The organism is Acidisarcina sp. (assembly GCA_035539175.1).
Lineage (GTDB): Bacteria > Acidobacteriota > Terriglobia > Terriglobales > Acidobacteriaceae > JANXZS01.
In genome coordinates, this window is sequence record DATLIY010000003.1 from 171,903 (window position 1) to 197,307 (window position 25,405).

Sequence of the window (25,405 nt, forward strand, 5' to 3'; positions counted from 1 at the left end):
GCGCAGAAAATAAAACGCAGCCCGATATCCTCGAAAACTCAGTGTTTTCGTTGACACTCATTCCGCCGGAGCCTAAAAAAGGCCTTGCGGCATGAAACGCAAACCTTGGAGAGATGCAGATCATCCATGTCATGGTCGCTCATCTCCTTACGTGAGTAGCATTACGGCCTTGGAAAAATGCGCATATCTTCGAACGTGGTAGCAATCCCCAGATCCAGCCGCAGCCTGCGGAACCTCAGCCGCGTATTCCAGCGAATCTCAAGCGTTTTCCCGGCGTCCAGCTTCCTGCTTTGCGGCCTGCTGTGTGCAGCCACTTCGCTGCCCGCCGCGAACGTCACGCCCTTTGAGTTGGTGGATCCGCTGATTGGAACCGCGAATGAAGGCCAAACTTACCCTGTGGTAGGAATGCCCTTCGGCATGACGGGCTGGACACCCGAGACTCAGCCTACTGAGGCGAAGTGCATCTCGCCCTATTACTACAAGGACACACGGATCACCGGCTTTCGCGGCAGCCATTGGCTTAGCGGAAGCTGTACGCAGGAGTATGGCAGCGTCACGCTGATGCCTACGACTGGAGAGCTCAAGGTTTCACCGGCGGCCAGGTCCTCCTCGTTCCGGCACCAGACGGAGACCTCAACCCCGGCCTATTACTCCGTGCTGCTCGACGACTACTCCACCAGGGTGGAACTTGCCGGCACCACGCGCTCGGGCATGCTCCGCTTCACCTTTCCGGAGAATGCGGTCGCAAATATTCTTGTGGAGCCAAATTCACGGCCTGGCGAAGGCTACGTGCAGGTCAGGGCCGACCGGAATGAGATCGTTGGCTATAACCCGGTGCATCGCTTGTACCAGGGTGCTGGAGAGCCCGCAGGATTCAGCGGATATTTCGTTGCCCGATTCGACCATTCCTTTTCAAAGTCCGGAGTCTGGTGCGGCGAAGATATTCGCCAGGGGACAACGGAGCAGTCGGGCGGATGCAAGCATCTTGGGGCCTTTATAACCTTTCCCCACCTGCAAGGCGGGAAGGTCCTGATCAAGGTTGGCACCTCGTTCACAAGTATCGAAGAGGCAGAGAAGAATCTGGATACAGAGAACGCAGGCTGGAGCTTCGACAAGGTTGAACAATCTGCGGAAGCGGCCTGGCGCACCTTGCTGGGGCGCATCGAGGTGCAGGGAGGTACGGGGGATCAACGGTCCACGTTTTACACCGCTCTCTTCCATGCCTCGTTGGTGCCGCGAGTGGTCAGCGATGCGGACGGTACATACAACGGCTTCGCAAACGAAGGAAAGCTTCATAACGCTGGACCGGGGCGGGTCTATTACGACGACTTTTCTTTATGGGATACATTTCGCGCGTTCCATCCGCTGCTGACAATTCTGGATCCGTCACGAGACGAGCAGATGGTGCAATCTCTCCTTGCCAAAGGCGAGCAGGGAGGGTTTATGCCGATCTTCCCGACCTGGAATCACTACACCTCCGAGATGATTGGCGATCACGCGACGGCGGTGATAGTGGATGCCTACAGCAAGGGCCTGCACGATTTCGACGTTGAAGCGGCCTATCGGTTGGTGAGGCAAAATGCGATGGTCACGCCACCCGATGCGGAGTACAAGGAGGGAAAGGGCCGACGAGCTCTGCCGTCCTACCTCCAGTATGGATATATACCGCTTGAGGACAAGGTTCTGGATGCCTTTCACCAGCAGGAGCAGGTCTCAAGAACGCTGGAGTATGCCTACGACGACTCGCTGGCTGCTACGTTTGCGCACGCCCTTGGCAAGGAAGAGGATGCCCGTGACTTCGCCAAACGGAGCGAGTACTGGCGCAATGTCTTTGATCCTGCTGTGGGCTTTGCGAGAGGGCGCTATCAAAACGGAACCTGGTCGGAACCCTTCGATCCGGGAAAGGCCTATCCATATATTACGGAGGGCGTGCCGTGGCAATACACGTTCTTCGTTCCGCAAAACATTGCCGGCCTGATTCAGGCCATGGGAGGAAACGCGCCCTTTATCGCGAAGCTCGACGGCCTGTTTGCAGCCAAGCTTTACGACCAGGGGAACGAGCCCAGCCACCACATCGCGTATCTTTACGATTACGCTGGGAGCGCGTGGAAGACGCAGTTGCATCTTCGCCAGATTATGCACGATGAATTTCATACGGGGCCGGCGGGCCTGCCGGGGAACGACGATGCAGGCCAGATGTCAGCCTGGTATGTCCTCAGTGCGATGGGTTTTTATTCTGTTTGCCCCGGCCGGCCAGTGTATGCGCTCGGCAGCCCCATCTTTTCTCGCGTCGTGATTCACCAGCCAAATGGGAAGAACTTTACCATCCTGGCTCCTGCTTCCTCCTCTGAAAACAAATATATCCAGTCGGCGGAGCTGGATGGTTTGCCCTACAACAGATACGAAATAACGCACGCAGATATCGTGCGAGGGGCAACGTTGCGATTGAATATGTCCGCTAAGCCCAACCCTAAGGCGCTGCAAGAAAAATGAACCTATCTTCGATTCCACTCCTGCCTGCACGCAGAGCGATAGCCGCTGTTGGGCTATCCCTGCTTTCGTTTTTTTCGATCGCAACCAACTTCGCCAGCGCCCAGATGGTGACCGGCGCCAAGATGCCGGGATATCCTGAGGCCTTCCGGCTCACAGCCGGGGAGCAAGCCGCGGACTACTCGGTACAGGAGATTGGTGTTAAGGCTGGCGGCGCCACGATGGCAAACGTGCTGTTGCCCGGCGAGGATATGCAACTCACACTTCGCTTTACCAACAAGACGAAGCAGCGCATCCAGGCGAAGGGCAGCTTGAGCCTCATCAACTACCGCACCAGCGTGCCCCCCGGAGATGTATGGGTGCCCCATGTCTTCAAGGTAGCGGATGAAGGCACTACGGCTGTGGATGTCGATCTGCCTCCATCGGGTTTTCAGGATGTCACCGTTCGTCCTCAGGTCCCTGAGCGCTTTGGCGGTTATGTTCTGGTGGCCGAGCTCGCTGGACATGGACGCGCGTTTGCCGCAGCAGTGGTTCGGACTATCACTCCGGATGCCGGTCGAGTGCAGTATCCCACCTACGCGTTGGATGCTACCTGGCCACAGTATATGAACGAGGGCGTGCTGGTGCTGTTTGAGAAGCTGGGGGTGAAAGGCATGCGGCTTGCCGGCTCCTACAGCCCTCGGAATGCTCCCGAGTATGCCAGGAGCACGCAGGATCTCGACACATACATGCAATGGATCAAGGCGCATGACGTCACGGTCATGCTTACGCTCGACAGCGGAACCATGATGACGCAGCCGTTGGGAAGGCCCAGGCCATGGCTCACCCCTGATGGCAAAATGCTGAAGACGAAGTCCGACCAGGCATGGCTGCCTTCCTATGACGGCGACTTCCAGAACTGGGTGCAGCACATTACCTCACGCTATGGCTGGCCCAAGGGGAACTTGAATGCCGTGGAGCTGTGGAATGAGCCGTGGGAGAGCATCTCGATCTCCGGCTGGGGAGCCGATATCCCTCGTTACCGGGAGATCTTTACTCACATGGCGCTGGGGGTTGAGGCGGCGCGGCAGAGCGCTGGAGTCAACGTATTGATTGGGGGCACATCCTCTTCTTCCAACGCGCGCGATAAGCTTTTCTCCGACGGATCTACGGATTTTTTGAAGTGGCTGGATTTCGTAAGCGTTCATTATCAGGCGCTCGCCGCAGACCCCTCGGAGGTGCCCGAGTGGATACATCGCAAGAGTCCCTATGGGCCTGTGCGCGTCTGGGATACGGAAAGCTGGATTGCGAATTCGGAAGACCGCTTTGCCGGAGTGATTGCTTCCATGCGGGCGCAGGGTCAATCGCGAACCGCTGGGGTTTACGGTGGGAATGTCTACGAAAGCCGAAACATCACCTTCGGCGATCATGTGTATCCAGTGGTGCAGGCCTGGGCTCCGGCTGCGGCTGTGGCCGCCACTCAGAAGTTTATCGGTCAGCGCGCATTCAATCGTCTGCTCTTTCAAAACGGATTGCCCTGGGTATTTGTCTTTGACGGTCGACCAGCGGAGAAGGGCGGCCAGGCCAGGCCGGAAGACGGAACAGTTGTGGTCCTGGGCGATCTGAAGCAGCTCTACGATCCGAACCGCACAGTCTTCCGCTCCATCCAGGTTGCGCCAGATGCACAGTTGACCGTGCCGAATCGCGGGCACTTCATCCGGGCATACGACTTCTATGGCAACCAGATACAAGTCGGGAGCAATGCGATTCATATTCCCCTGAATGGACAGGGGTATTTCCTCCGCGGCGATGGACAGCCCGGGTCGTTTGCAAAATTGCTGGCTGCGTTGAAGACCGCGAATGCCAGGGGATATACGCCGGTGGAGATTGTGGCGCACGATATGACTGCGCCAGTCAATTCAGGTGCAAACCTGCGCCTCTCCCTAACCAACATCCTGGACCATGCCGTGACGGGCCGCGTGAGCGTGACGCTCGGCGACCTGACAATGGATTCCTCCAGCAAGAGCGTGACCCTTGCGGCGAACGAGACGAAGGATGTCTCTTTCGCGATCACCGGAGGCAAGCCGGCACCCAGCAACATCTACGGTCTCTCTGCAGAGTTCGATACCGGTGCGGATGGCAAAGCCACCCACAAAGAAGAGATTCACGTGAACCAGATTGCTCATCGCACGATTCATGTGGATGGGGATCTCGAGGACTGGAAGGGAGTGTTGCCGCAGATCCTTCCGGGCACCGGGATCGGCGCGAATATGACCGAGGAAGCCTGGCTGCCCTTCAAGGACTTTACTCAGGGTGCGGCGAATGGATTGGCGACTGCGTACCTTGCCTACGATAGCGACAACTTTTACTTTGCGGCGAAGATCGCGGACACTACCCCGGATGCGGGCATGCTGCGATTCGAAAAGCGCGATGACGATGCGTACTTTTATCCTGACCACGTCACGGATCCGGACGGGAAGACACTTACCTGGCCGGAGGGGGTACGGCACTATTCGTATCGCAAGCACTTCGATGTGCCTTCGGGCAGCGGAGAACACGACAACGTTCAGATTGCCCTCAACGTCCTGCGGGATAAGCCGTGGCTGCCGAATCCGCCGGGCGTAATGCCGCACTTCATCACCTACTGGGACACAGACTACGAGTACGCATTGAATCCGGTCGCGAACCAATATGGTGGAGGCACCGAGATCTGGCGGCTGCAGTCTCCCGGAATGCCGCGCAAGCACTTCTTTCCGCGCCAGCCAAAGTCGCCGATCGATGGTGGCCCGGTCGCGGGCAAGCTTGTCATTCGCCGCGATGCCAACACGCGCGTGGTGGAAGCGGCGATTCCGTGGAGTGAGATGCCGGAAGTTTATAAGCAGATCCTCGCGGGAAAGACGGTGAAGTTCACCTGCCGCGTGAATGACAACAAGGGGCCGGCGCACGAGCTAGCTACAGGACGCAGCGTCTCAATCACGAATTCCATTACCTTCCATGATGACTGGAAGACCCACTGGGCTAACGAGATCGAATTCAGCGCAGAACGGTAGAGTCGAAAAGGAGAACACTTGGACCGCAGGCATTTTCTTAAGGCCAGCACTCTTGCGGCAGGGGCGACGATGCTCCCCTCCGCAATTGGCGAGATGACAAAGCATTCTCATAACCCTCAGCCGCAGACTCTGCGCATTCTGCCGCTCAATCGTGGCTGGCGGTTCAGCCCCACGCTGACCGAGGGCGATTTCAAACGGGAGTTCGATGACTCCAGCTTCGCGCGCGTGGTGATTCCGCACACGAACAAGGTCCTGCCGTGGCACGGCTTTGACGAGAAGAGCTATGAGTTTACTTCGGTGTACAGGCGGCGCTTCAAGCTTCCGCAGGCAGCTCGAGGCCAGCGAGTCTTCGTGGACTTTGAAGGAGCGATGACGGCCTCCACAGTTTTTATCAATGGAGAGAAGCTCGGCGAGTACAAGGGCGGCTACACGCCGTTTTCCTTCGAGCTTACCTCGCATGTTGACTGGGATGGAGACAATGTTCTCGTCGTCCACCTGGATTCCAGCGAGCGGCCAGACATCCCACCCTTCGGCTATGAGGTGGACTACCTCACCTTTGGCGGCATTTACCGCGAGATGAATCTTCGCATCGTGCCGGCAACCTATCTCGAAAACATCTTTGCTCGGCCAGTCGATGTTCTATCGGAACATCCTTCCGTCGAGGTGAAATGCTTCCTTGACTCCGCGACGCCGATCGAGCCGAAGCGCTATGCGCTCTCCGTGGAGTTGCGTGATGGCGAACGCGTAATCAGCAAGGCTTCCGTACCGTGGCATGGAGTCGCTCATGGTACAGAGCCTTTATCGCAGACGGTTGTGCTCACCAATCTCACGGGCATCAAGCTGTGGGATCTGAAGGCGCCGACGCTTTACACCGTTCATGTGCAGCTTCTCGACAAGAACGTCGCGGTAGATCGCGACTCACGCCGCATCGGCTTTCGCGAGGCGAAGTTTACCGACCGCGGCTTCTCGCTCAATGGCAAGATCATCAAGCTGCGTGGACTCGACCGACATCAGACCTTTCCCTTTGTCGGGCAGGCCATGCCCGCACGCGTTCAGCGCCGCGATGCACGGATTCTGCGGAACAGCCTGAAGTGCAATATCGTGCGCACCTCGCATTATCCCCAATCCAGGCATTTTCTGGATGCCTGTGATGAGGTTGGATTGCTGGTGCTGGAAGAGATAACCGGCTGGCAGCATATTGGCGACGGCCCGTGGAAAGACATTGCCGTGGATAATGTGCGCCGCATGATTCGCCGCGACTGGAATCATCCATCCATCATTCTGTGGGGCGTGCGTATCAATGAGTCCAAGGACGACCACAACTTCTATCTGCGCACAAATACTTTAGCGCATGCGCTCGATGCTTCGCGGCAGACTGGCGGCATCCGTTCCAGCTATACTTCAGAACTTCTTGAAGACGTTTATACCAACAACGATTTCGGATTTCCGTTACAACCGCCGAACCATCCCCTCTACCTGAATACCGAGTTTGTGGGGCACACTTTCCCGACCCGCTCCACCGACAACTCCGACCGCCTCCGCGAACACACTCTTCGCCATGCACGCATCCATGACCAGTTGGCATCGAATCCTGGATACGCTGGCGGGCTGGGCTGGTGCGCCTTCGACTACAACACGCATGCCAACTTTGGATCGGGAGATCGGATTTGCTACCACGGTGTTTCTGACATCTTTCGTGAACCAAAGCCTGCTGCCGGTTTTTATAAATCACAGTGTGATCCCGAAGAGGAAGTTGTTCTCGAGCCGGCTTACCATTGGGCGCGCAACGATGAAAATACGGGCTTCACGACCGCGGTAGTCTGCTCCAATTGCGACCATTTGAAGTTTTATCTCGATACGGGCTCGGGATTTAAGCTGCTGGCCGAAGCAGATCCCGATCGCAAGGAATTCGCCCATTTGAAATATGCGCCATTCACGGTGCCGTTCCGCAAGGAGCAGATCAGGAACTGGGGAGATCTTCGGATCGACGGGTTCCTCAACGATAAGCTGGTGATCTCCAAAACCTATTCCGGCAAGGGAGTGGACCAGAAGTTCTTTGCTGTTGCCGACGACCACGAACTGGTAGCAGATGGCGCTGACACAACTCGCGTGGTTGTTCGTGTGACGGATGAGTTTGAGCAGATCCGTCCTATCGCCAATGATCCGATCGTATTTGAGATCAGCGGTCCCGCCACCATCATTGGCGATAATCCATTTGCGCTGGTCGGCGGAACAGGTGCGATCTGGATTCGTGCGCTGGAGACGCCGGGTACGGTAATCCTGCGTGCGAAGCATCCCCGCCTTGGAACGCAGCAGATCGAGATCAAGGTGCTGCCCGCCGAAGCTGAGATGGTGTGATGATGCATCGTCGCAGTTTTCTCGCTCTTTTGGGGCTCTCTGGTGTCGCCATGCTTCCTGGCGCAGGGAGCTCAGCGATGCGCGTCTTCGATGTTCTGGATTATGGGGCCAGACCCGGGGAAAGTTCGCTAAATACGGACTCTCTCCAGAAGGCCATTGACCAGGCCTCACACGCAGGTGGCGGTGTCGTTTATGTCCCCCCGGGAGTGTTTTTGACGGGTGGCCTTGTGCTTCGCAGCCACGTAACGCTGCACCTCGAATCGGGCGCGATCCTGCGTGGCAGCACAGATATCAAAGACTACAAATACAACGCAGGCCCTCCGGAGATGGGAGACGCCAACGGCAGGCATCTTATCTTCGCGCGCGATGCAGAGGATATCGCCATCACGGGCCTCGGAACCATCGACGGTCAGGGCTCAGCCTTCTGGCGCCGCAAAGGGCGCCCGCAGCCAGCCGCGGGCGATATGTGGGGCGACGTCATCGCATGGGATTGGGAGCCTGCAACTCCGCGCCGGCCCTCCCCCATGCTTGAGTTTGCATACTGCAGGAATGTGCGGGTGGAGGACGTGACCCTCATCAATGCAGCCGGATGGACCATGCGGCCCGTTGCCTGCGAATCCGTCTTCATCCGAGGGATTCGTGTGCGCAATCCTATCTTCGCGCCAAACACGGACGGCATGGACTTAACCGCATCGCGCAACGTCTTTGTTTCCGATTGCGACATTGCCACCGGCGACGATGCCATTTGTATCAAGAGTGAGAACCCCTACGGCGAGGTGTTGCCGACTAAGAACATTACTGTTACGAACTGCGTCCTTACCACTTGCTGCAACGGATTCAAAATCGGCACAGCAACCCGCGGCGCAGTAGAAAATATCGTGTTCAGCAACTCCGTCATCTACAACGATGACGTGCCTCTGAATCAGCGATTGACTTCTGGTATCGCCATTGAAATGGTAGACGGCGGCACGCTTGAGGGCATCGTCGTCAGCAACATTCGTATGCAGAATGCTCGCACTCCATTCTTTATCAGGCTGGGGAAGCGGACGCCTCATTCCGGCAGCTATCTGCGCAACGTGATGATTCAGGGGCTGGATGCATCGGGGGCGATTCTGACAAGTTCCATCACCGGCCTTCCCGATATGCCGGTTGAAGCAATCACGCTCGAAGACATATGCCTGCGGACCGAGGAGCGGGGAAGCTCGACGTGGTTGAGGCGTACCGTACCTGAGCAGGAAGCTGCCTATCCTGAAGCGCGGATGTTCGGACGGCTGCCTGCCTCGGGGTTGTATGTACGCCATGCGAACCGCATTCGTCTGCGGAACGTGGAAGTGCGTACGGCGGCGCCTGACGCCCGTCCGCTTCTCTTCTGCGATGATGTGAAGGATGTCGCGATTTCCGGGTTCGAGGGAACAGCTCCCGCAGAGAGCCAGCCGATGGTCACGCTCCGCGATACGCAGGATGCCTACCTGCATGGCTCCAGGGCGCCGCACGGCACGCACACCTTCCTGCAGGTCGAGGGCAAAGCGTCCGCAGGAATCGTGCTCGCCGGCAACGATCTATCTCGCACCGGACAGGCAGTTGCTTTTGACGACGGCGCTTCCGCCGACGCTGTCTCGGCTTCAAAAGGCTAGATCCAAAGGCTGCGTGATTCCAGCCAGGATGTCACGCAGCCTGCTCTTCAGCAGGGAACTATTACGGAGGATCGAAATTCCACGACTATGAAAAGCAAAGTATCTCTTACTCGTCGCTTGAGCTTATTGGCTGTCTGCAGTGCTCTCCTGTCTATCTCCGGCAGCCTCGCCATCGCGCAAAGCCTGCCGCTTGCTGCTACTCCGCCGATGGGCTGGAATAGCTGGAATCATTTTGGGAGCAAAGTCACGGATGCGGATGTACGTGCCGCTGCGGATGCAATGGTCGCGAATGGCATGAGAGACGCGGGCTACATCTACGTGAATATCGATGATGCGTGGCAGGGCCAGCGTGACGCAAACGGCGTGCTCCAGCCCAACAGCAAATTTCCGGATATGAAGGCTCTGGCAGATTATGTTCATTCGAAGGGCTTAAAGCTGGGCATCTATTCCTCGCCCGGAACCCAGACCTGCGCCCATTACGAGGGCAGCCTGGGCCATGAAGAACAGGATGCGAAGACCTATGCCGCTTGGGGTGTCGACTACCTGAAATACGATTTGTGCAGCTTCTCGAGTGTTCTGCGAGCTGAGGGGAAGGGAAATATTGCCGCGGCCTTCCCAACGCAGAAGGAAGCCTATCTGAAGATGCACAAAGCTCTGGTGGCAACAGGCCGTCCCATTGTCTACAGCCTCTGCCAGTATGGAATGAACAACGTCTGGGAGTGGGGGCCGGAGGTAGGCGGAAACCTCTGGCGCACGACCGGCGACATCACGGATAAATATGAGCGCATGTCGCTGATCGGCTTTGCCCAGGCCGGACTGGCGAAGTATGCGGGCCCCGGCCACTGGAATGACCCGGACATGCTGGAAATCGGCAATGGCGGAATGACCCTGGAGGAATACCGCACCCACATGAGCCTGTGGGTCATGCTGGCGGCTCCATTGCTGGCCGGTAACGACCTCAGTAAGGCAACACCCGAGACGCTTGCGCTGCTCGAAAATCGGGATGCGATTGCCATCGATCAAGACCCTCTTGGCATTCAGGGAGACCGCGTGTCCGCTGTGGGCCCGCTGGAGATATGGTCGAAGCCGCTTTCCGGAGGAGCAAAGGCTGTTGCCCTGTTCAACCGCGGGGAATTGGAGACGCCCATGACCCTGAAACTGAGCGACGTCGGCTTCCATTCAGGCGTCCGCATCTACGATGTGTGGACGAAGAAGAGCCAAACGGTCCGCGAAGGGACTTACACCGCGGTTGTTCCCAAGCATGGGTCGGTGCTGTTGCGCATCAGCAGCCAGCAGTGAGGAGTTTTTTCGGATGCGGAGGAGGCTTCCAGCCTCGGGGAATTCTCCCCCGCATAGTTTTGCAACTGGAGAGAACTAACTCCATCGCAAGTTCTCTTCCGACATCGACCGCTCTGCGAACCGCTTGAAAAAAACCTCTGAACGTTTCTCTAGATAAAACAATAACTCCAAAATCTGCAAGGTTGCTTTCTGCTGATATCAACCGGCGTCAGCATCGAGGATTAAGGGAAATATTCCATATTCCCTCTAAAATTGGATGGATAAAGATGCTGGTTCCGACGGGGGACAATTGCAAAATAAGGTTGGGTACCCCTGCAAAAATAAAACGCCTGCAGTTCCGCCTAAAAACTGAAACACTGCGTTGACACTGTCTAAGATCGAAAACTATAAACCACACCGAACGCAAGAATAGCTCTCGCGGGAGCCAGTACCTCGGCGGCGAAGCGGTGGAGTACTAAAAGCCGCCGTCGTAGTGATCGGCACGAACTTTAGGAGGCTAGTAAATGGTGGTCCATATGATACGGAATCTCTCAGGACACACGCCTGCAACAACGGCGGTGTTACCTGAAGTAAGGCGCAGGTCGGCAACATACGCTGCCTGGTGGTTTGGGTTTGCCTTGGTAGTTTGGCTCCTGAGCCTGGGAACATTGCATGCACAGACGGCACAGGGTTCCATCTCTGGCGTTGTCAAGGACACACGGGGCGCGGTGATATCGAACGCGGCTGTGGAGGTCTCCAATACGGAGACTGGGGTCAAGCAGTCAACAAAGACCAACGGTGATGGCAGCTACAGCGTTCTTTTCCTGAATCCTGGGAGCTATAACGTCGCTGTCACCATGGATGGGTTTTCACGGTCCCTTACAAGTGGAATTATCGTCAGCGCGGCGCAGGCCACAACGGTAAATGCGACGCTGTCAGTTGGCATGGCCTCAACGGTTGTGACGGTCACCGCGCAGGATACCCTTCTCTCAAAAGATACGTCGGATGTGACGACGACCGTCGACCACGCAATTGTTGAATCCCTTCCTTATCCAGAGCGGAGCTCGCTGGAAGCAGCCTTGCTGGCTCCTGGCGTAAACGGCGACCCATTGCAGCCGGGTGGTATCTCCACTGAGAATCCCGGTGCGTATACCAGCTACGTAGTGCCGGGTGCAAGCATTGCCATCGGCGGTGCGGCTCCGGGCACCAGCTCCATCCTTGTGGATGGATCAGACGTAACCCAGGGAAGCTACGCCAGAACGGGCGTGAACCTCTCGGGGCGCGATGTTCAGGAAACAACGACGATCGTGTCGGGTTTGTCCGCCAAATATGGCCGCACCGGCGCCGGCGTCATTGTCCAGAGCAGCAAGCCAGGCACGAATGAATACCACGGGGCAATCACCTACCGCCATACGGATCCGTTCTTCAATGCGGTTCCGGACGGTGGATTTGCGAAGAGCTTGCTCCACGAAAACTACTACGGCTTCTACGTAGGCGGACCAGTATGGCTTCCTAAGCTCTACAACGGGCATAACAAGACGTTCTTCTATGTTGGCGTGGAGCCGGCCCGAATGAGGAATCAGTATGCGTTCCGCGGAACCTTCCCAACTCCCGATGAGTTGGCGGGACATATGCACAACTCTTTGACCTTGCTGAATCAGAAGGTTCTGAAGGCGAGTGGATACGCTGCAGCCCTCGCTGCACCAAGAATTGGGGGCATCAACTATCAGTCGACCGTAGACGCAAACGGCTTTCCCAATGGTCCCTACAATGCGTCCCTGATCCGTCAGATCAACGGCCCTGCTGCGGATTGCGCGGCTGCCTATCAAGTCAACGGAGCCTGCCCCGATGATGTGGGACCCCAGTTGGCAATGAACCCATTTGCGAAATATGTATTGTCGCTCTTTCCCACGCCGAGCAATCCGGGACCCTATATCAAGTACGACTCCCCGGATGCAGCCTCTCAAAACGATGGAACCAATGGCATCTATCGCCGTGGCGTGATAAACGTCGATAATCGTTACTCCTTCCGTATCGATCACACCTTCCCGAACTCCGACCAGATCTATGGCCGCTACACTGTTATCCCCGTGGAAGCGCATCGATTCTTTGCGGTGGATCCAAACAACCCGCTTACCATCGTTCCCAGTGACACGGCACGCACGCATAATGTTGCCATCGGCTATTCCCACGCCTTTTCCAACTCTGTGGTCAACGTCTTCCGCTACAGCTTCCTGCGGGTTAACCAGCAACGCCTCTCGCCGCCCAGTGCCAACACGCAGGACTTTGCTGCGAAATATGGTCTGACGCCGGCCACCTTCGGCAAGGGTTTTCCGAGTCTGGGAAATCTGAATCAGAATGGCGTCGGTTATACGATACAGATGGGTCTTTCGAACGCCGCCATCCAGGTGGATCAAAACTTCATCCTCGGCGACGACATTACCTGGACGCACAACAAGCATCTCTTCCAGTTTGGCGTGGACCTCCGCTGGATTCAGTCCAATCAGTATGACCTCAGCGGTGCTACCGGCGGCAAATACAACTTTCTTGGTGGTCAAACCAACAACGGTGCGACCGGCGGTGCGCCTCTCGCTACCTTCATCCTGGGAACGATCTCTGCATTCTCCAACACGCCACAGCTCGTCAATGGATACTATCGCTGGCATTATTATGGTGGATATTTCCAGGACGACTGGCATGTGACTCCCAACCTCACCCTGAACCTCGGTCTTCGCTACAACATCGAGACGCCCAGGGCTGAAAAGTTCAACAATCAGGCCTACATCAGGGTCAACACACCGGGAACTCTGAATGGTCTACCTACCAACGCTGCGTATTGCTTCTCTTCCGCCTGCGGGAATCCGCATACAATCTGGCCCATCAACTACTATGGCATCGAGCCCAGGGTCGGCTTCTCCTATGCGCCAACGTCGCGTGCCACGGTTCGCGCGTCCTATATGCTGACGCACCTTCCACTGAGCGGATATGAGAACATACCCGATCCGAACTTCAATGTTGCGGCACAGGCAGTTGGCAACCAGATCGGCGGCGTGACGCCCAATTCAACGGTGAACTACATTACCAATCCGGTGGGACCCCTCTCCTCCGCATACACAGCGCTTCAGGGAAATCGCGGCCCCATCCTGTATTCAACGGGACTCAATCCCATCTATGTATCGCAAAGAAATACTGTTCCCTATAACCAGGCCTGGGCGGCGACCCTGCAATACCAGGTTGCGAACAAGACGCTCTTGCAGGCGACCTATCAGGGGCTGAAAGGCACACACCTGATCGGTACCTTTTCAGGCGCGCTCAATATTCCATCGATTGCGACGATCGCCAACGCAATCCAGAACAATGTGAACCTGGGTGCCTTTGTCCCAAATCCCTATGGCATCACGCAGAATGGCACAGTCGTGAACGAATCCAAACTGCAGATGCTGAATCCGTATCAGAATTTCTTCAACCAGTCGCTCAATGAGATTTATCCCCGCGATGGAGGCTCTTCCTACAATGGCTTCTACGCGAGCATCAATCAGCGCATGGGCCGTGGTTTGTCTCTTCTGGCCAATTACACCTGGTCAAAGTCGCTGGATAATGTTCCGAATACCGGTACAGGCGCAAACTCGGGCGGCTTTGGCACAGCCCCGCAGCAAAATCCGCTGTCCACGGCAAACGAGTGGGCGGTGTCGAGCTTTGATCAGGCGAGCAAGCTCAAGGCTGGCTATACCTATGAGCTTCCGTTTGGCAGGGGGCGGACCTTCGATACCCACGTCGGTATTCTGAACCAGATCATTGGAAACATTTCGACTGCGGGGATTCTCACGGTTGCATCAGGCGTTCCCAATGTCGTTGCTCTTGGTTCAGCCGGATACTTCACCTCCATTACGCCTGCTGGAACGGATGGCTGCACACCCAGGGCTCCCGCCAAATACTGCGTTGCAGGAGCGTTACCGGCTGGCTATACACTACGGCCAAATATCATGCCAGGAGTACCGCTGATCAACAAGAATTGGAAGAACAATGCGTTGAACTCGCACTTCACGTCATATCTGAATCCTGCAGCGTTTAGCACTCCGGGAACCCAGGGCAATCCGATGTTAGGAAATGCTCCCCGTACCCTTGCCGGTGCACGAAGCCCACGGGAGACCATGTTTGACGCCCAGGTGAGCAAGGGCATCAGCATCAAGGAGCGGTACAGGCTGAATCTGACTGGCACTTTCAGTAATGCGTTCAATCACCCGGTGTATTACGGAGTCAACCGGAATCTGCAAGGCTCGACAACCGTATCGAACGTCAACGGTACCATCACCACGAATTCGGCTGCGAACTTTGGACAGTTCAACGCTGGACAAACTGGGGGAATGTCGCGAGTGATTCGATTCGGAGGCGAATTTACCTTCTAACTTCTAACTTCTCAACCGACAAGGCGCTCAACCCCCAAGGGTTCGAGCGCCTTGTTTTTTTAGGGGATTCGGTAAAACCAGGATCGTACGGTGGCGGGCGTTCGATAGCTGCCATTCCTATTGAGCGACTGCGGCGAAGAATACGCTTGGCACGGATGTCTGACTTGAGGGACATAGATGATGTACTGTATGGCGAACAATGCTGTTCGCCGAACCATGTCGCCTGCGCTAGGATTGCTGAGGAGTTTCTATCTGTAGCAATTGATTCCGCAATCCTCGTACATCTTCCTCGATCACGACAAATCTGGTGTATTCACCCTCGCACGTCTTGGCATTTCGAGAAGCTTCTCCCAAGAAGACTGGCGCCTTTTGATGCCTGCCGGGGCTTGCAACGGCCCTCCTCAATCCTGCATGGAATTCGGTTGCGCCCGTCCGCGTAGCTACTTCAAGAATATTCGCGGGAGTAATGCCTCCCCCCGGCATCAGGGTGATCTTACCTTGCGCCTTGTGCTGCAAGCGCTGAATTGTATCTGCGCCATCGACTGCGCGAATTTCTCCGCCTGACGTTAGAATGCGATCCACGCCCATCGCCATCAAAACATCGAGTGACGCGAATAAGTCCCTCGTCATGTCAAATGCGCGATGGAAAGTGACTTTCAGTGGCCGCGCCAGTTGGACCAGTTCCGATGTCCGTTCATAATCGACATCGCCATTCCCATCAAGCACGCCGAAGACAACCATATCCGCACCAAGTCTCTTCGCCTGCTCAATGTCGTATCTTAGGACCTCCAATTCGCTGTCTGTATAGACAAAGTCGCCCGGCCTTGGACGGAGAAGAACGCTCAAGGTCAGGGGCACATGTTCTCGCACGTATTCAATCAATCCCGCGCTTGGTGTAATTCCACCCTCCGCCAGATTGCTGCATAACTCCACTCGCTGAGCGCCGCCTCGATAGGCCGCGATCGCGGACTCGACGGAGTCCACACAGATTTCAAGCGTCATCTCGTGTCTCTCTTGTGCTCGTTGGATGAGTAATCCATAAAATAGGCCAGGTTTTGCATCCCGCCACAAGGTTTCTTCTGCTCGTGCTTGCAATTCTAACTTTTCCTGAATCCGTGCGTGGCCCTGTGCGACCGAAGAGAGCCACGCATGCTGAATCGATACACTCATACAAGCTCAGGCACCCATGAACTACTATTTGGCGCCCGTCTTCCATTTTTCATACACTGGGTATTACCTGAGACAGACGCACGAAGAGGAACTCGCAGATTGCGCCTGTGCTCTGCAGGGTTTTCACTGGGGAACAGCACCAATATGACAACAAGTATCGGCATTGATATCGGCGGCACAAAGATCTCCATCGGTGTATTGGACGATCAGAGCTTTACCTCGAAGAAAGTCATCGCTACACCGAAAGATGGCTGGCGCAGTGTGTTGAACCGCGTGATCGAGGAAGTACAGGCAGTAGAAGAAGGGCAGCCCAGGGCGCAGCAAGTTGGTATAGGTATGCCGGGTATGTTCAACCCGGAGCGGACCGAGGTTGTCTATGCCTCCAATGTGTATGGATTTCAAAACGTGCCGCTGGTGGAATACGTGAGTGAGGCGCTTGGAAGGGTAGTCGTTCTCGAGAACGATGCGAATGCAGCGGCTCTGGCCGAAGATACATTTGGCGCGGCTAAGAATGCTTCTTCCAGTGTGTTCCTCACCATCTCGACCGGTATTGGCAGCAGCATCATCCTCAATGGCCGCATCTGGCGCGGGGTTCACGGCATCGCTGGAGAGATCGGGCATATCGTTGCGGATCCGGAGGGCGCGCTTGCACCCAGCGGCGTGGCCGGTGCGCTTGAGGGGATCGCCAGCGGAACGGCCATCGCCCGCGATGCCAGCTACGCCCTGGGCCATCCCGTGTCAACTTCTGAAGCCTTTGCGCTTGCACAAGAGGGGAATGAACTAATGGAGCGCGTGGTCCACCGGGCGATGCGATATCTGGGCATGGCGCTGGCAAATGTGCAAAAACTGATCGATCCGGAGGTCTTTGTCATCGGCGGCGGAGTCGCCTCCTCGGGGCCATATTTTTTGGAGCACGTGCATGCGTATGCACAGCAATTTGCGCGAGGATTTTGCGATATCAAGGTTGTGCCCGCGCAGTTTGGTACAGATGCTGGCGCTCTGGGAGCCGCTATTGCCGCTCAGCAGTCGCAGTCGCATTGAGCCTTGCTTGATTGCACTCTGCGCGTCTGGCGACAGCCGGAATCACGTCAGCAAAGCCTTTCAGCGAGTGCCTGAAAGGCTTTTGATTTTTTAGAAGGGATGGATGCTAAGCGTGGTGCCTTCGAAGAGATAGTCGCAAGGCTCGGTGCGAAGCGTGCCATCGTGGATGACAAACTTCTTCTGCACGCCAATGTCGCGCGTGCTCCAGAGAGAGACACCGGCGTACGCGCCATCCCGACGCAGGATGTAATAGATCATGTCGAGATAGCGCAGTCGCGTCATGTCGTTGTTGTAGTTGCGCGCTATGCGGCGAAGCGCTTCCATTCCAGCTTCTTTTGGGGATGCGCCTTGCCGCATCCTGTCGATGATGGTGTGAGCTCCGGCAACTTTGATGTTCTCCTCACCGTTTCCTGTCGCGCCGGCCGAGCCGATGTCCTGGTCCGTATAGCAGCCCGCGCCAATAATCGACGAATCTCCAAGCCGTCCCGGAATCTTCCATGCGAGTCCTGAAGTGGTGGTAGCTCCAGACATCTCACCTGCCGTATTCAAGGCTGACACGTGAATTGTTCCGGTGGTTGGCCACAGAATCTCCCTGACGGCCTCGCGCCGCAGGTTCGCAGGAATACCCATGCGGTCGGCCAATGTTGTAAGACGCTTCATCTCGCTCAGCACCATTGCAGATTGTTCAGGCGTCGGGTGTCCTGGCAGCAGTGCAGCTTTTGGGATGGCTCCCTTCGGCGCATCAAGCGACGGCTTCCAATCCGGACTATCGATTCCGGGCCCCCACCAGCCGCGGCCATTCTCCTTCCACAACAGCCAGATCTTTCGTGCATCGTCGGTAAAGAGATCTTCTCTTTGAAACCCCTCCGCAACAGCGAACTTCTCTGCGCCGGCTCCAACCATCATCACGTGCGACGAGCGCTCCATGACCTTTTTTGCAAGCAGGCCAGCGTGCCGGATGTTCTGGCATGCACCGACCGCTCCAGCGCGTCGCGTCGGACCATGCATCACCGATGCGTCAAGTTCGACGACGCCATCTTCGTTCGGCAGTCCACCGTAGCCAACGCTGTGGTCCTTGGGGTCATCCTCTCTTCCAGCGCAGACATGTAGTGCGGCATCGAGCGTGTCCGTGCCTTGCAGCAACATCGCATAGGCTTCCTTGACGGTTTCGTCTCCGGTTTCCCGAGTGATGATCACAGGCTTCTTAGGCGGCGAATAGCGGGGCAGTTCCTCGGGCTTTGTCTTGTCTCCATCCGTCTTCCCATCGGTACGGGACATGCCAGTGCTGGCTACGCCAGCTGCAGCTAAGGCGCTATGAGAAAGAAACTTTCGGCGAGTAGTAAGCGTGTCCATAATGTTTCCTCGCAATGCTTAGCAGGCACATGTGCGGATCGAGAATTTGCTCCCTAATCCAATCTCGTAAGAGGGAACCGCAAGTCTGCGAACGATTAAAGAATAAAGTAAACCAAAAGCGATCATGGGAAGCTCATCTTTATGGCGATCCATGCGCAATTTGAGCGATATTCCTCACCGCCCATCTGCAAACCAATATGTGAATGGAGTTGAGAGGACCTCAGAAACCCATGCGGCATTCAACTACATGCGGTACTCAACTATGGGTGTCGATACTGCGGGGTATTGATGCTCAGGTTAGCTAGTGGCTGCTGCTGCGGCGGATTGATCGATCCACTCTGAGCGTGAGGCATGTTGCACACATCGTGATGAGATGTAACGCGGCACCACCCTCCTTATGGCAGGGCGATGCCGCGTAAGCGGGTTGCACTCAGAAGCTGAACATATCGAAAAGATCGCTGATGGCTGGGCTGTTGGTTGGAGCGTATTGGCTGGCTGAGGGATTATAAGTCGGGTTCGGCAAGTTGTCGCGGCTGCGGCTTGAGATAGTCGGCAAACCCCAGTTACGCTCAATAAATTTCAGAATCGAGACGTGATCCCCGTAGTTGTGGGAGATATGTCCGGGCTTCGTATACGGAGACACCACGATCATCGGAATACGAGTGCCGTCACCAAAGAAATCGAGCGGCTGAACGTAGCCGGAGTCGTAATAGCCGCCGCCTTCATCTACGGTGACAAAGATCGCAGTCGACTTCCAAAGGCTTGGATTCGCCTGCACCATATCGACGATCTTCTTCACGAAGCCTTCAAATAAATCCCACTTCGATGACGCCGGATGACCGTCGACCCATCCGCTCGGCTTTACGAACGACACTGCGGGTAATTTGCTGTCCCTGATGTCCTCGTAGAGTTGATCGGTGTCGACGATGTGTGTGGTTCGAACCTCCGGGTTGGCCATGACCTGGGTCTGGTATTGAAATCCATTGCAGATGTTGCAGTATGCATCGCTTTGCTGCCCCACGGTCCCGTAGTTGAGCTGATACTTGTCTGCGAGATAGCGGTCCCACTGGTCGTTGTAGCTCTTCCATGAGACGTTGTGCTCTAACAGCACATCCGCGATGCTGCGCTGCGATGTTGGGGGGATCGTAAAGGGCGTGTTGTTGGGATTTACATCCTCATAGGCATTGCTCCCATCTCCGAAGTAGCCCGGGTTGTAGTTGTTCAACAGGTAGTAGTGGCCAGGATCGCAGTTTGGTTTGACGGGACGCTTCAACGAACTTAGATAGGTCAAGATCGGACCGACGCCAGGCTGCGAGGGATCCGAGCAGTTGCTGTAACTTCCTCCGCCGTAGACACCCGTAGATGCGCCATTGTTGCCAAATCCGCCGTAACCGTCCTGTGTCCACCAATTGTTGGTTCCGGCCACAGGGTTCGGGTTTTCGATTTCATCTACGGGGCCGCCCTGGAATGTCATCTGTTTGTGGGGAGGAACGAGATTGCCGTTCTGATCCTTGAACCAGATCGCATCGCCAAAAAACAGCATGATGCTGTCCAGCCCTGTCCCACCCATTGCTGGCTGGTGGTAGTTGTCGCTGCTTGCGAAGTTGTCCGTGAGTGTTTTGGTGTAGGGTGCATCGCCCTGAAGCATGTTGTAGAAGCCCATCGCCGTTGCACCTTCGCCGGTAGTCGTGCAGCCAGGTGCGTAATCCGTACAGAAGTTCTTTGGTTGTGCCTTGCCATTCACGTTCGAGCCCACTGTAACTTCAGTCCACGTGAAGAGGTCAGCCAGGCAGCCGCTCGGATTCGCTGTGGTTGCATGCGAAGCGTTGCAATCCTCCTGTTGCCACATCTGGTAGAACCTGTGTACTGGGCTATTGGCGTAAGAGTTGTAAGGGAAAGTGCTGGAATTGGTGATTTGGAAGGGGCCGGGCGCCAGCGTTGAGTATGGAGATGTGTCGCTCACCCCCGTGATTCGAGAATCAGGAACTTTGCCTTTCAGTCCACTGCCACCGACAAGGAGCGAATTGTAGTACGGGTCCGGCGGTTCGGGCAGTCCGTCTTCGGACGATTCGGCATCCCCAAGGTTGCACATTCCATAGCTCGAACACACATTCGACGGTCCGCCGTTTAGGGGTGCAGGCAGAACCGTATAGGGAGCTTTCCCCGTCGTAGGGCTCATCTGATACGTGGTGCTGCCGGTGATGTCGGCGGAGGATTGCGCGGCCAGAGAATACTTCGGCCCGGGTGTGCCATTGGGATTCACAATCCCTTTGGAAAGCAGGTTACTTACGCTCTCCCCTGCCTTTGGAACGTAGGTGGCAAAAAGGTGGTCGTAAGACCGATTTTCTCCCACGATGACAATTACGTGCTTAATGGGTGTCGCTGTGTTGGAACTGCCATTCTCTGCGGCAAATGCTGTTGGAATCCCTGGTCCCAGCGCTACGGTAAGCGTTAGATATAACGAAATCATCTTTCTGAGTTGCGCAAAGGCTTGATTCAGCATGAATGATCTCCTCTATTTGGGTGGATCTGGTTGGGGAAGCGAGACTGGCCGGAAAGATGGGAACTGACCGGCGCGGAAAGTCTGGCCGACGACACAATAGCCGATCCCGGGGTACGCGAGCTGAATGCATGCAAGTCGCCGGTCGTGGGGCCGAAGTCGATTTCAGCTCGCGGACCAAATCGTAGGGAGACTCTGTTACTGAGAAATGAAACCTCAATAAATAAAAGTCTGATGAGATGGTTCGAGGGTATTGGGCGCAACGCTCCTGAAGAGAAGTCACGCTATGCCATATCAACGGAGGCGAGCTGGAGCAGACTCAGTTCCTTCGAGGCCGCGCCTCAGTCCTAATGGCGAAACGCTACCGGATATTGAAGGAACCGGTAAATGATCGGTTCGGATCTGTTCTCCAAAATACTGTATGGCCTACCCGCGTATCCATAGCCTTCGGCGAAATGTTGAGATTCGATGAATTGAACTGCCGCGCATGGAAGGTTCGCTCGTCGGATGACTAGCAGTTAGTAGAGAACGCATCTTTATGGCTAGTCGCCGAGAAAGAACCCGTATCGCTCCACCAGGATTGCAGATCAAATTGCATCTTCGCCTCGCCATGGTGCTCCATGAAGCGAGCACGAATAAGACGTTGGGCTCTTCCGGATGCAGCGATGACTAAGCCGATTGTTGCGTGCGCATAATCTATCGCCCAAAGCAACTCATCTATTGAATCCACTCTCGACCACAGGACTGTTCGTCTGAAAGAGGAAAGCATAATGAACCTGAAGTTGTGTGCTTCGCTAAAATCCATGCAACGGATGTGCCTATTGTTCTTGTTCCTGACAGCGCTAATTGGGGTAAGAGCTGCACAAGCCCAGACTACATTCGGGACAATCACAGGCGTGGCGAAAGATCCGACTGGGTCCTTGATCCCGAACGCGACGATTACGCTCACGAATGAAAAGACCGGTTTTGTCTACAAATCGACTACCTCTAACTCGGGAGTTTACATCGTTCCCAATCTTCTTCCTGGCAGCTATACGCTTCGTGTCGAAGCCAAGGGTTTCGAGCCATCGGTAACTAGCGGAATCAATCTCAACGCGAATCAAACCGCGAACGTGGATGCTCCGCTGCTGTTAGCTGGCGCGGGCAGTACTTCCGTAGAGGTGAAAGGGCTGCAGCCGATCCTGAATACGCAAACTCCCGCTCTATCCACGGTTCTCACTCCCGAGCAGATGGAGCAGATGCCCCTGATTACACGTCAGAAGGGAGATGAGGGCGTCTATGGCTATGCCTTTTTCAATACGGGCGTGAGCAACGCGCGATGCCAGAGTTGCAGCATCATTGCGAATGGTGCGCGTTACATGGACCAGCAGCCGACGGTTGACGGAATTACAGTGATGTCGTCAATGGATTCTGTTGGAGGAAGCACCGTCCAGCCGGGGCTTGAGGGAATGGGAGAAGTAGATGTGATTCTTTCGAATGCCTCTGCTGAATTTAGCCAGCCTGTGCAACTGGCAATGGTAAGGAAGGGCGGAACGAATACATTTCACGGCGGGTTGTTCTACAACTACAACGGAAGTCGGTTCAACGCAGCTAACTACTTTTCAGCGAAGGCTCCATTTCGCGTATACAACAACTTTGGTGGAAGCCTCGGCGGACCAATTCTGAAGAACAGGCTCTTCTTCTTTGGTGATTATGAGGGTTCGCGGGAATCTACCGCGGTCATCGATACGCTAAACGTTCCTCTCCAACAGTGGCGGACTGGTGACTTCAGCAATCTGAGCACTCCTCTGATTGATCCACATACCCATCTGCCATATGTAGGAAACAAGATTCCATCGAATCAGATTAGTTCGGTATCGCAGAACATTCAGGCCCTATATTTTCTTGCTCCTAACTATGGGTCACAGTCGCTTCAAGCGGGTAACTATCGTGCATTGTTCCATCCGGGAAATAATGGTGTCACGAACTACAACCGCTTTGATACGCGTCTCGACTTTCGGCCATCGGAGCAGAACTCCTTTTACGGTGGCTTCAGCTACAGCCGTATGCCGATCAGTGCATATGTGGCTCCCGTCATTCCTCCCTTTTCATTTAGATCGTCGCTGAGAGTTGCAAGCTCTGGTGTGTTTGCCTGGACTCACACTATCAGCACCAATACTTTGAATGAGTTTCGTATTGGGTTCGCACGAGATAACAATCAAATCAAAACGCCGGTGGTCGGCGATAAAATCCTGGCGCAGGTGGGTATTACGGGAGTACCTGTCGTAGGGCTTCCAACCTATCCAGTCTTTAATGTTACGGGTCTAACGTCGCCTAATGTGGTTCCCTATTTCGGCGGCGTCACAACAGATTTTGAATTGACTGATAACCTGAGCTGGGTACACAAAACTCACCTCATCAAAGCGGGTTTTGATGTGATCCGCGATAGAAACAGCTCCTTCTTTTATGGCGGAAGCGTATACGGTACTTATAGTTTCACAGGAGCATTCACGGGCTCTCCTTACGCCGACTTCCTGTTGGGAACTCCGCAATCTACCAGTCTCACCTCCCCGGCTCCAACTCCCCACTGGGTAGGTGACTGGTGGTCCGCTCACGTTGAAGATCAGTGGAAGCCAACAACCAGGCTTACGGTAAATATGGGCCTTCGTTGGGAAGCGCAGGAGCCTTACAGTGAACAAAAAGGTTTGATGTACAACTTCAATCCCGCATCGGGATCACTCGTTGTACCTCAGAAGGCCCTGGCTCGGGTCAGCAAGCTGTTTCCTTCCAACATCCCGATTCAGACCGCAGAGCAGGCTGGATATCCGTCCGCTAACCTGGTAGACAAACACTTCGCATATTTTTATCCTCGTATCGGAATTGCCTATCGGCCGTTTGGTGACAATACCGTCATCCGTGGCGGATACGCGATATATGGCTTGACGACATACGGCAGTGCGGCTGGCTTCCTAAGTGGCGGCCCCTTCTCGGGCAGCGAGTCTTTCACCAATAAGTTTGTCAACGGCTCTCCTCTATTCAGCTTTCCTCATCCCTTTCTTGATACGGGGACAGTAGCCAGCCAGTCCGTAAATGGCATCAATCCCCATCTCAAAATCGGATATCTCCAGCAGTGGAGCCTCACGCTCGAGCAGGAGTTGGCAGGCTTTGATCTAGGCGGAAGCTATGTCGGTGCAAATACCTCCAACCTTCCCTATGTCAGAAATCTCAACCAGCTACGACCCAGCACAGCACCTTTCTCCGCCTCCAATCGTCCTTATCCGAACTATTTCTCAATTGCGTGGGCAGACAATGGTGGCGTCGATAATTACAATTCGCTGCAGTTATTCGCAAAGAGGCCGTATGGTAGGAATCTTGTCATCAATGCAGGATTTACCTGGGCCAAGGACCTCACGAACGTACAGGACAATAGCAGCTTCGCTGGTTCGCAGATTCAGGACGCATACAATCTGAAAGCCGAATACGGCAATAGTGGCGCATACGTTGGTAAAAACTTCTTTGCTCAGGTTGTCTATACCCTGCCAGTCGGCAAAGGCCAAATGTTCCTTGGCAATGCCGGAAGGGCCACGGATTTGGCCCTTGGTGGATGGAGAATGGCCTGGATCGTTGACAAGCATTCTGGTTTTTATTTCACTCCTACATTTTCCGGATATGACACGTCTAACACCAACAACTTCTCAGGGCGGCCGGACGTCGTGCCTGGAGTAAATCCCTACGCGTCCCATAAAACTATTGCTAGCTGGCTCAACCCGTCCGCATTCAAGATCCCAGGATGCCCCGATACGAATCCCGTATGTTCTACGCCGTCCAACGTCGGTCGATTCGGCAATGCAAGCGTGAACTCTCTGGTTGGCCCGGGTCTTACAGACATAGACCTCTCGCTATATAAGGACATCCACGTCGGAGAAAGAATCGTCGCCAAGTTCAACGCTACGGCGACGAATGTATTCAATCATCCCAGCTTCGGAGTTCCCGCGGCGAACATAAAGTCGACGGGGACGTATGGGGTGATTACCGGTACAGCAGGGGACTTGTATGGCCAGCAGTCGAGATTTCTTGATCTCGGCATGCGCGTGCAGTTCTGATGCAGCCATTTGCGTCCTTCGCTGAGGAGCTTCTCACGGGTACTCAACCTGATGTGTGTACTAA

The 25,405-nt window shown here is 55.3% G+C and carries 11 protein-coding genes; 8 read left to right on the forward strand and 3 right to left on the reverse strand.

Annotation, left to right across the window (positions count from 1 at the left end; genetic code table 11):
• The first annotated feature begins 177 nt into the window (after positions 1-177).
• From VM554_01030 to VM554_01055, 6 genes are all read left to right on the forward strand, one after another.
• Positions 178-2,493: a GH92 family glycosyl hydrolase gene (locus tag VM554_01030; protein HVJ06944.1), complete on the forward strand. Its 2,316-nt coding sequence runs from the start codon at positions 178-180 to the stop codon at positions 2,491-2,493.
• Complete coding sequence (locus VM554_01035; GenBank protein ID HVJ06945.1) at positions 2,490-5,519, forward strand: hypothetical protein; 3,030 nt, start codon at positions 2,490-2,492, stop codon at positions 5,517-5,519. The genes VM554_01030 and VM554_01035 overlap by 4 nt, the downstream gene beginning before the upstream one ends.
• An 18-nt stretch (positions 5,520-5,537) precedes the next feature.
• Positions 5,538-7,877: a glycoside hydrolase family 2 TIM barrel-domain containing protein gene (locus VM554_01040; protein HVJ06946.1), complete on the forward strand. Its 2,340-nt coding sequence runs from the start codon at positions 5,538-5,540 to the stop codon at positions 7,875-7,877.
• A complete protein-coding gene (locus VM554_01045) occupies positions 7,877-9,511 on the forward strand; it encodes a glycoside hydrolase family 28 protein (protein HVJ06947.1) in 1,635 nt (544 codons plus the stop codon). Before VM554_01040 ends, VM554_01045 begins: the two co-directional genes overlap by 1 nt.
• 87 nt (positions 9,512-9,598) lie before the next feature.
• The gene (locus tag VM554_01050; protein HVJ06948.1) at positions 9,599-10,810 is read left to right on the forward strand and encodes a glycoside hydrolase family 27 protein; all 1,212 of its coding nucleotides are present in this window, start codon (positions 9,599-9,601) and stop codon (positions 10,808-10,810) included.
• Between the two features lie 503 nt (positions 10,811-11,313).
• On the forward strand, positions 11,314-15,195 hold the full coding sequence (locus VM554_01055; GenBank protein HVJ06949.1) for a carboxypeptidase regulatory-like domain-containing protein: 3,882 nt from the start codon (positions 11,314-11,316) through the stop codon (positions 15,193-15,195).
• 228 nt (positions 15,196-15,423) lie between these two features.
• Here the strand turns inward: VM554_01055 and VM554_01060 are convergent, their stop codons facing one another.
• Positions 15,424-16,197, reverse strand: a complete 774-nt coding sequence (locus VM554_01060) for a copper homeostasis protein CutC (GenBank protein HVJ06950.1) — start codon at positions 16,195-16,197, stop codon at positions 15,424-15,426.
• A 312-nt stretch (positions 16,198-16,509) separates the two neighbouring features.
• On the opposite strand from VM554_01060, the gene VM554_01065 reads away from it, so the two are divergent.
• Positions 16,510-17,406: an ROK family protein gene (locus tag VM554_01065; protein HVJ06951.1), complete on the forward strand. Its 897-nt coding sequence runs from the start codon at positions 16,510-16,512 to the stop codon at positions 17,404-17,406.
• Between the two features lie 90 nt (positions 17,407-17,496).
• Here the strand turns inward: VM554_01065 and VM554_01070 are convergent, their stop codons facing one another.
• On the reverse strand, positions 17,497-18,759 hold the full coding sequence (locus VM554_01070) for an isoaspartyl peptidase/L-asparaginase (GenBank protein HVJ06952.1): 1,263 nt from the start codon (positions 18,757-18,759) through the stop codon (positions 17,497-17,499).
• Between the two features lie 430 nt (positions 18,760-19,189).
• Positions 19,190-21,262 carry an alkaline phosphatase family protein gene (locus VM554_01075; protein ID HVJ06953.1) on the reverse strand — a complete coding sequence of 691 codons (2,073 nt, stop codon included), beginning with the start codon at positions 21,260-21,262 and terminating at the stop codon, positions 19,190-19,192.
• 893 nt (positions 21,263-22,155) lie between these two features.
• On the opposite strand from VM554_01075, the gene VM554_01080 reads away from it, so the two are divergent.
• Positions 22,156-25,341 carry a carboxypeptidase-like regulatory domain-containing protein gene (locus VM554_01080; protein HVJ06954.1) on the forward strand — a complete coding sequence of 1,062 codons (3,186 nt, stop codon included), beginning with the start codon at positions 22,156-22,158 and terminating at the stop codon, positions 25,339-25,341.
• The last annotated feature ends 64 nt before the right edge of the window (positions 25,342-25,405 follow it).

Excerpts from the sequence above, each read along its gene's own strand:
- VM554_01035 (HVJ06945.1), top strand. The coding sequence starts at position 2,490 with ATGAACCTATCTTCGATTCCACTCCTGCCTGCACGCAGAGCGATAGCC.
- VM554_01030 (HVJ06944.1), top strand. The coding sequence starts at position 178 with ATGCGCATATCTTCGAACGTGGTAGCAATCCCCAGATCCAGCCGCAGC.
- VM554_01060 (HVJ06950.1), bottom strand. The coding sequence starts at position 16,197 with ATGACGCTTGAAATCTGTGTGGACTCCGTCGAGTCCGCGATCGCGGCC.
- VM554_01045 (HVJ06947.1), top strand. The coding sequence starts at position 7,877 with ATGATGCATCGTCGCAGTTTTCTCGCTCTTTTGGGGCTCTCTGGTGTC.
- VM554_01070 (HVJ06952.1), bottom strand. The coding sequence starts at position 18,759 with ATGGACACGCTTACTACTCGCCGAAAGTTTCTTTCTCATAGCGCCTTA.
- VM554_01050 (HVJ06948.1), top strand. The coding sequence starts at position 9,599 with ATGAAAAGCAAAGTATCTCTTACTCGTCGCTTGAGCTTATTGGCTGTC.
- VM554_01065 (HVJ06951.1), top strand. The coding sequence starts at position 16,510 with ATGACAACAAGTATCGGCATTGATATCGGCGGCACAAAGATCTCCATC.
- VM554_01075 (HVJ06953.1), bottom strand. The coding sequence starts at position 21,262 with ATGCTGAATCAAGCCTTTGCGCAACTCAGAAAGATGATTTCGTTATAT.
- VM554_01055 (HVJ06949.1), top strand. The coding sequence starts at position 11,314 with ATGGTGGTCCATATGATACGGAATCTCTCAGGACACACGCCTGCAACA.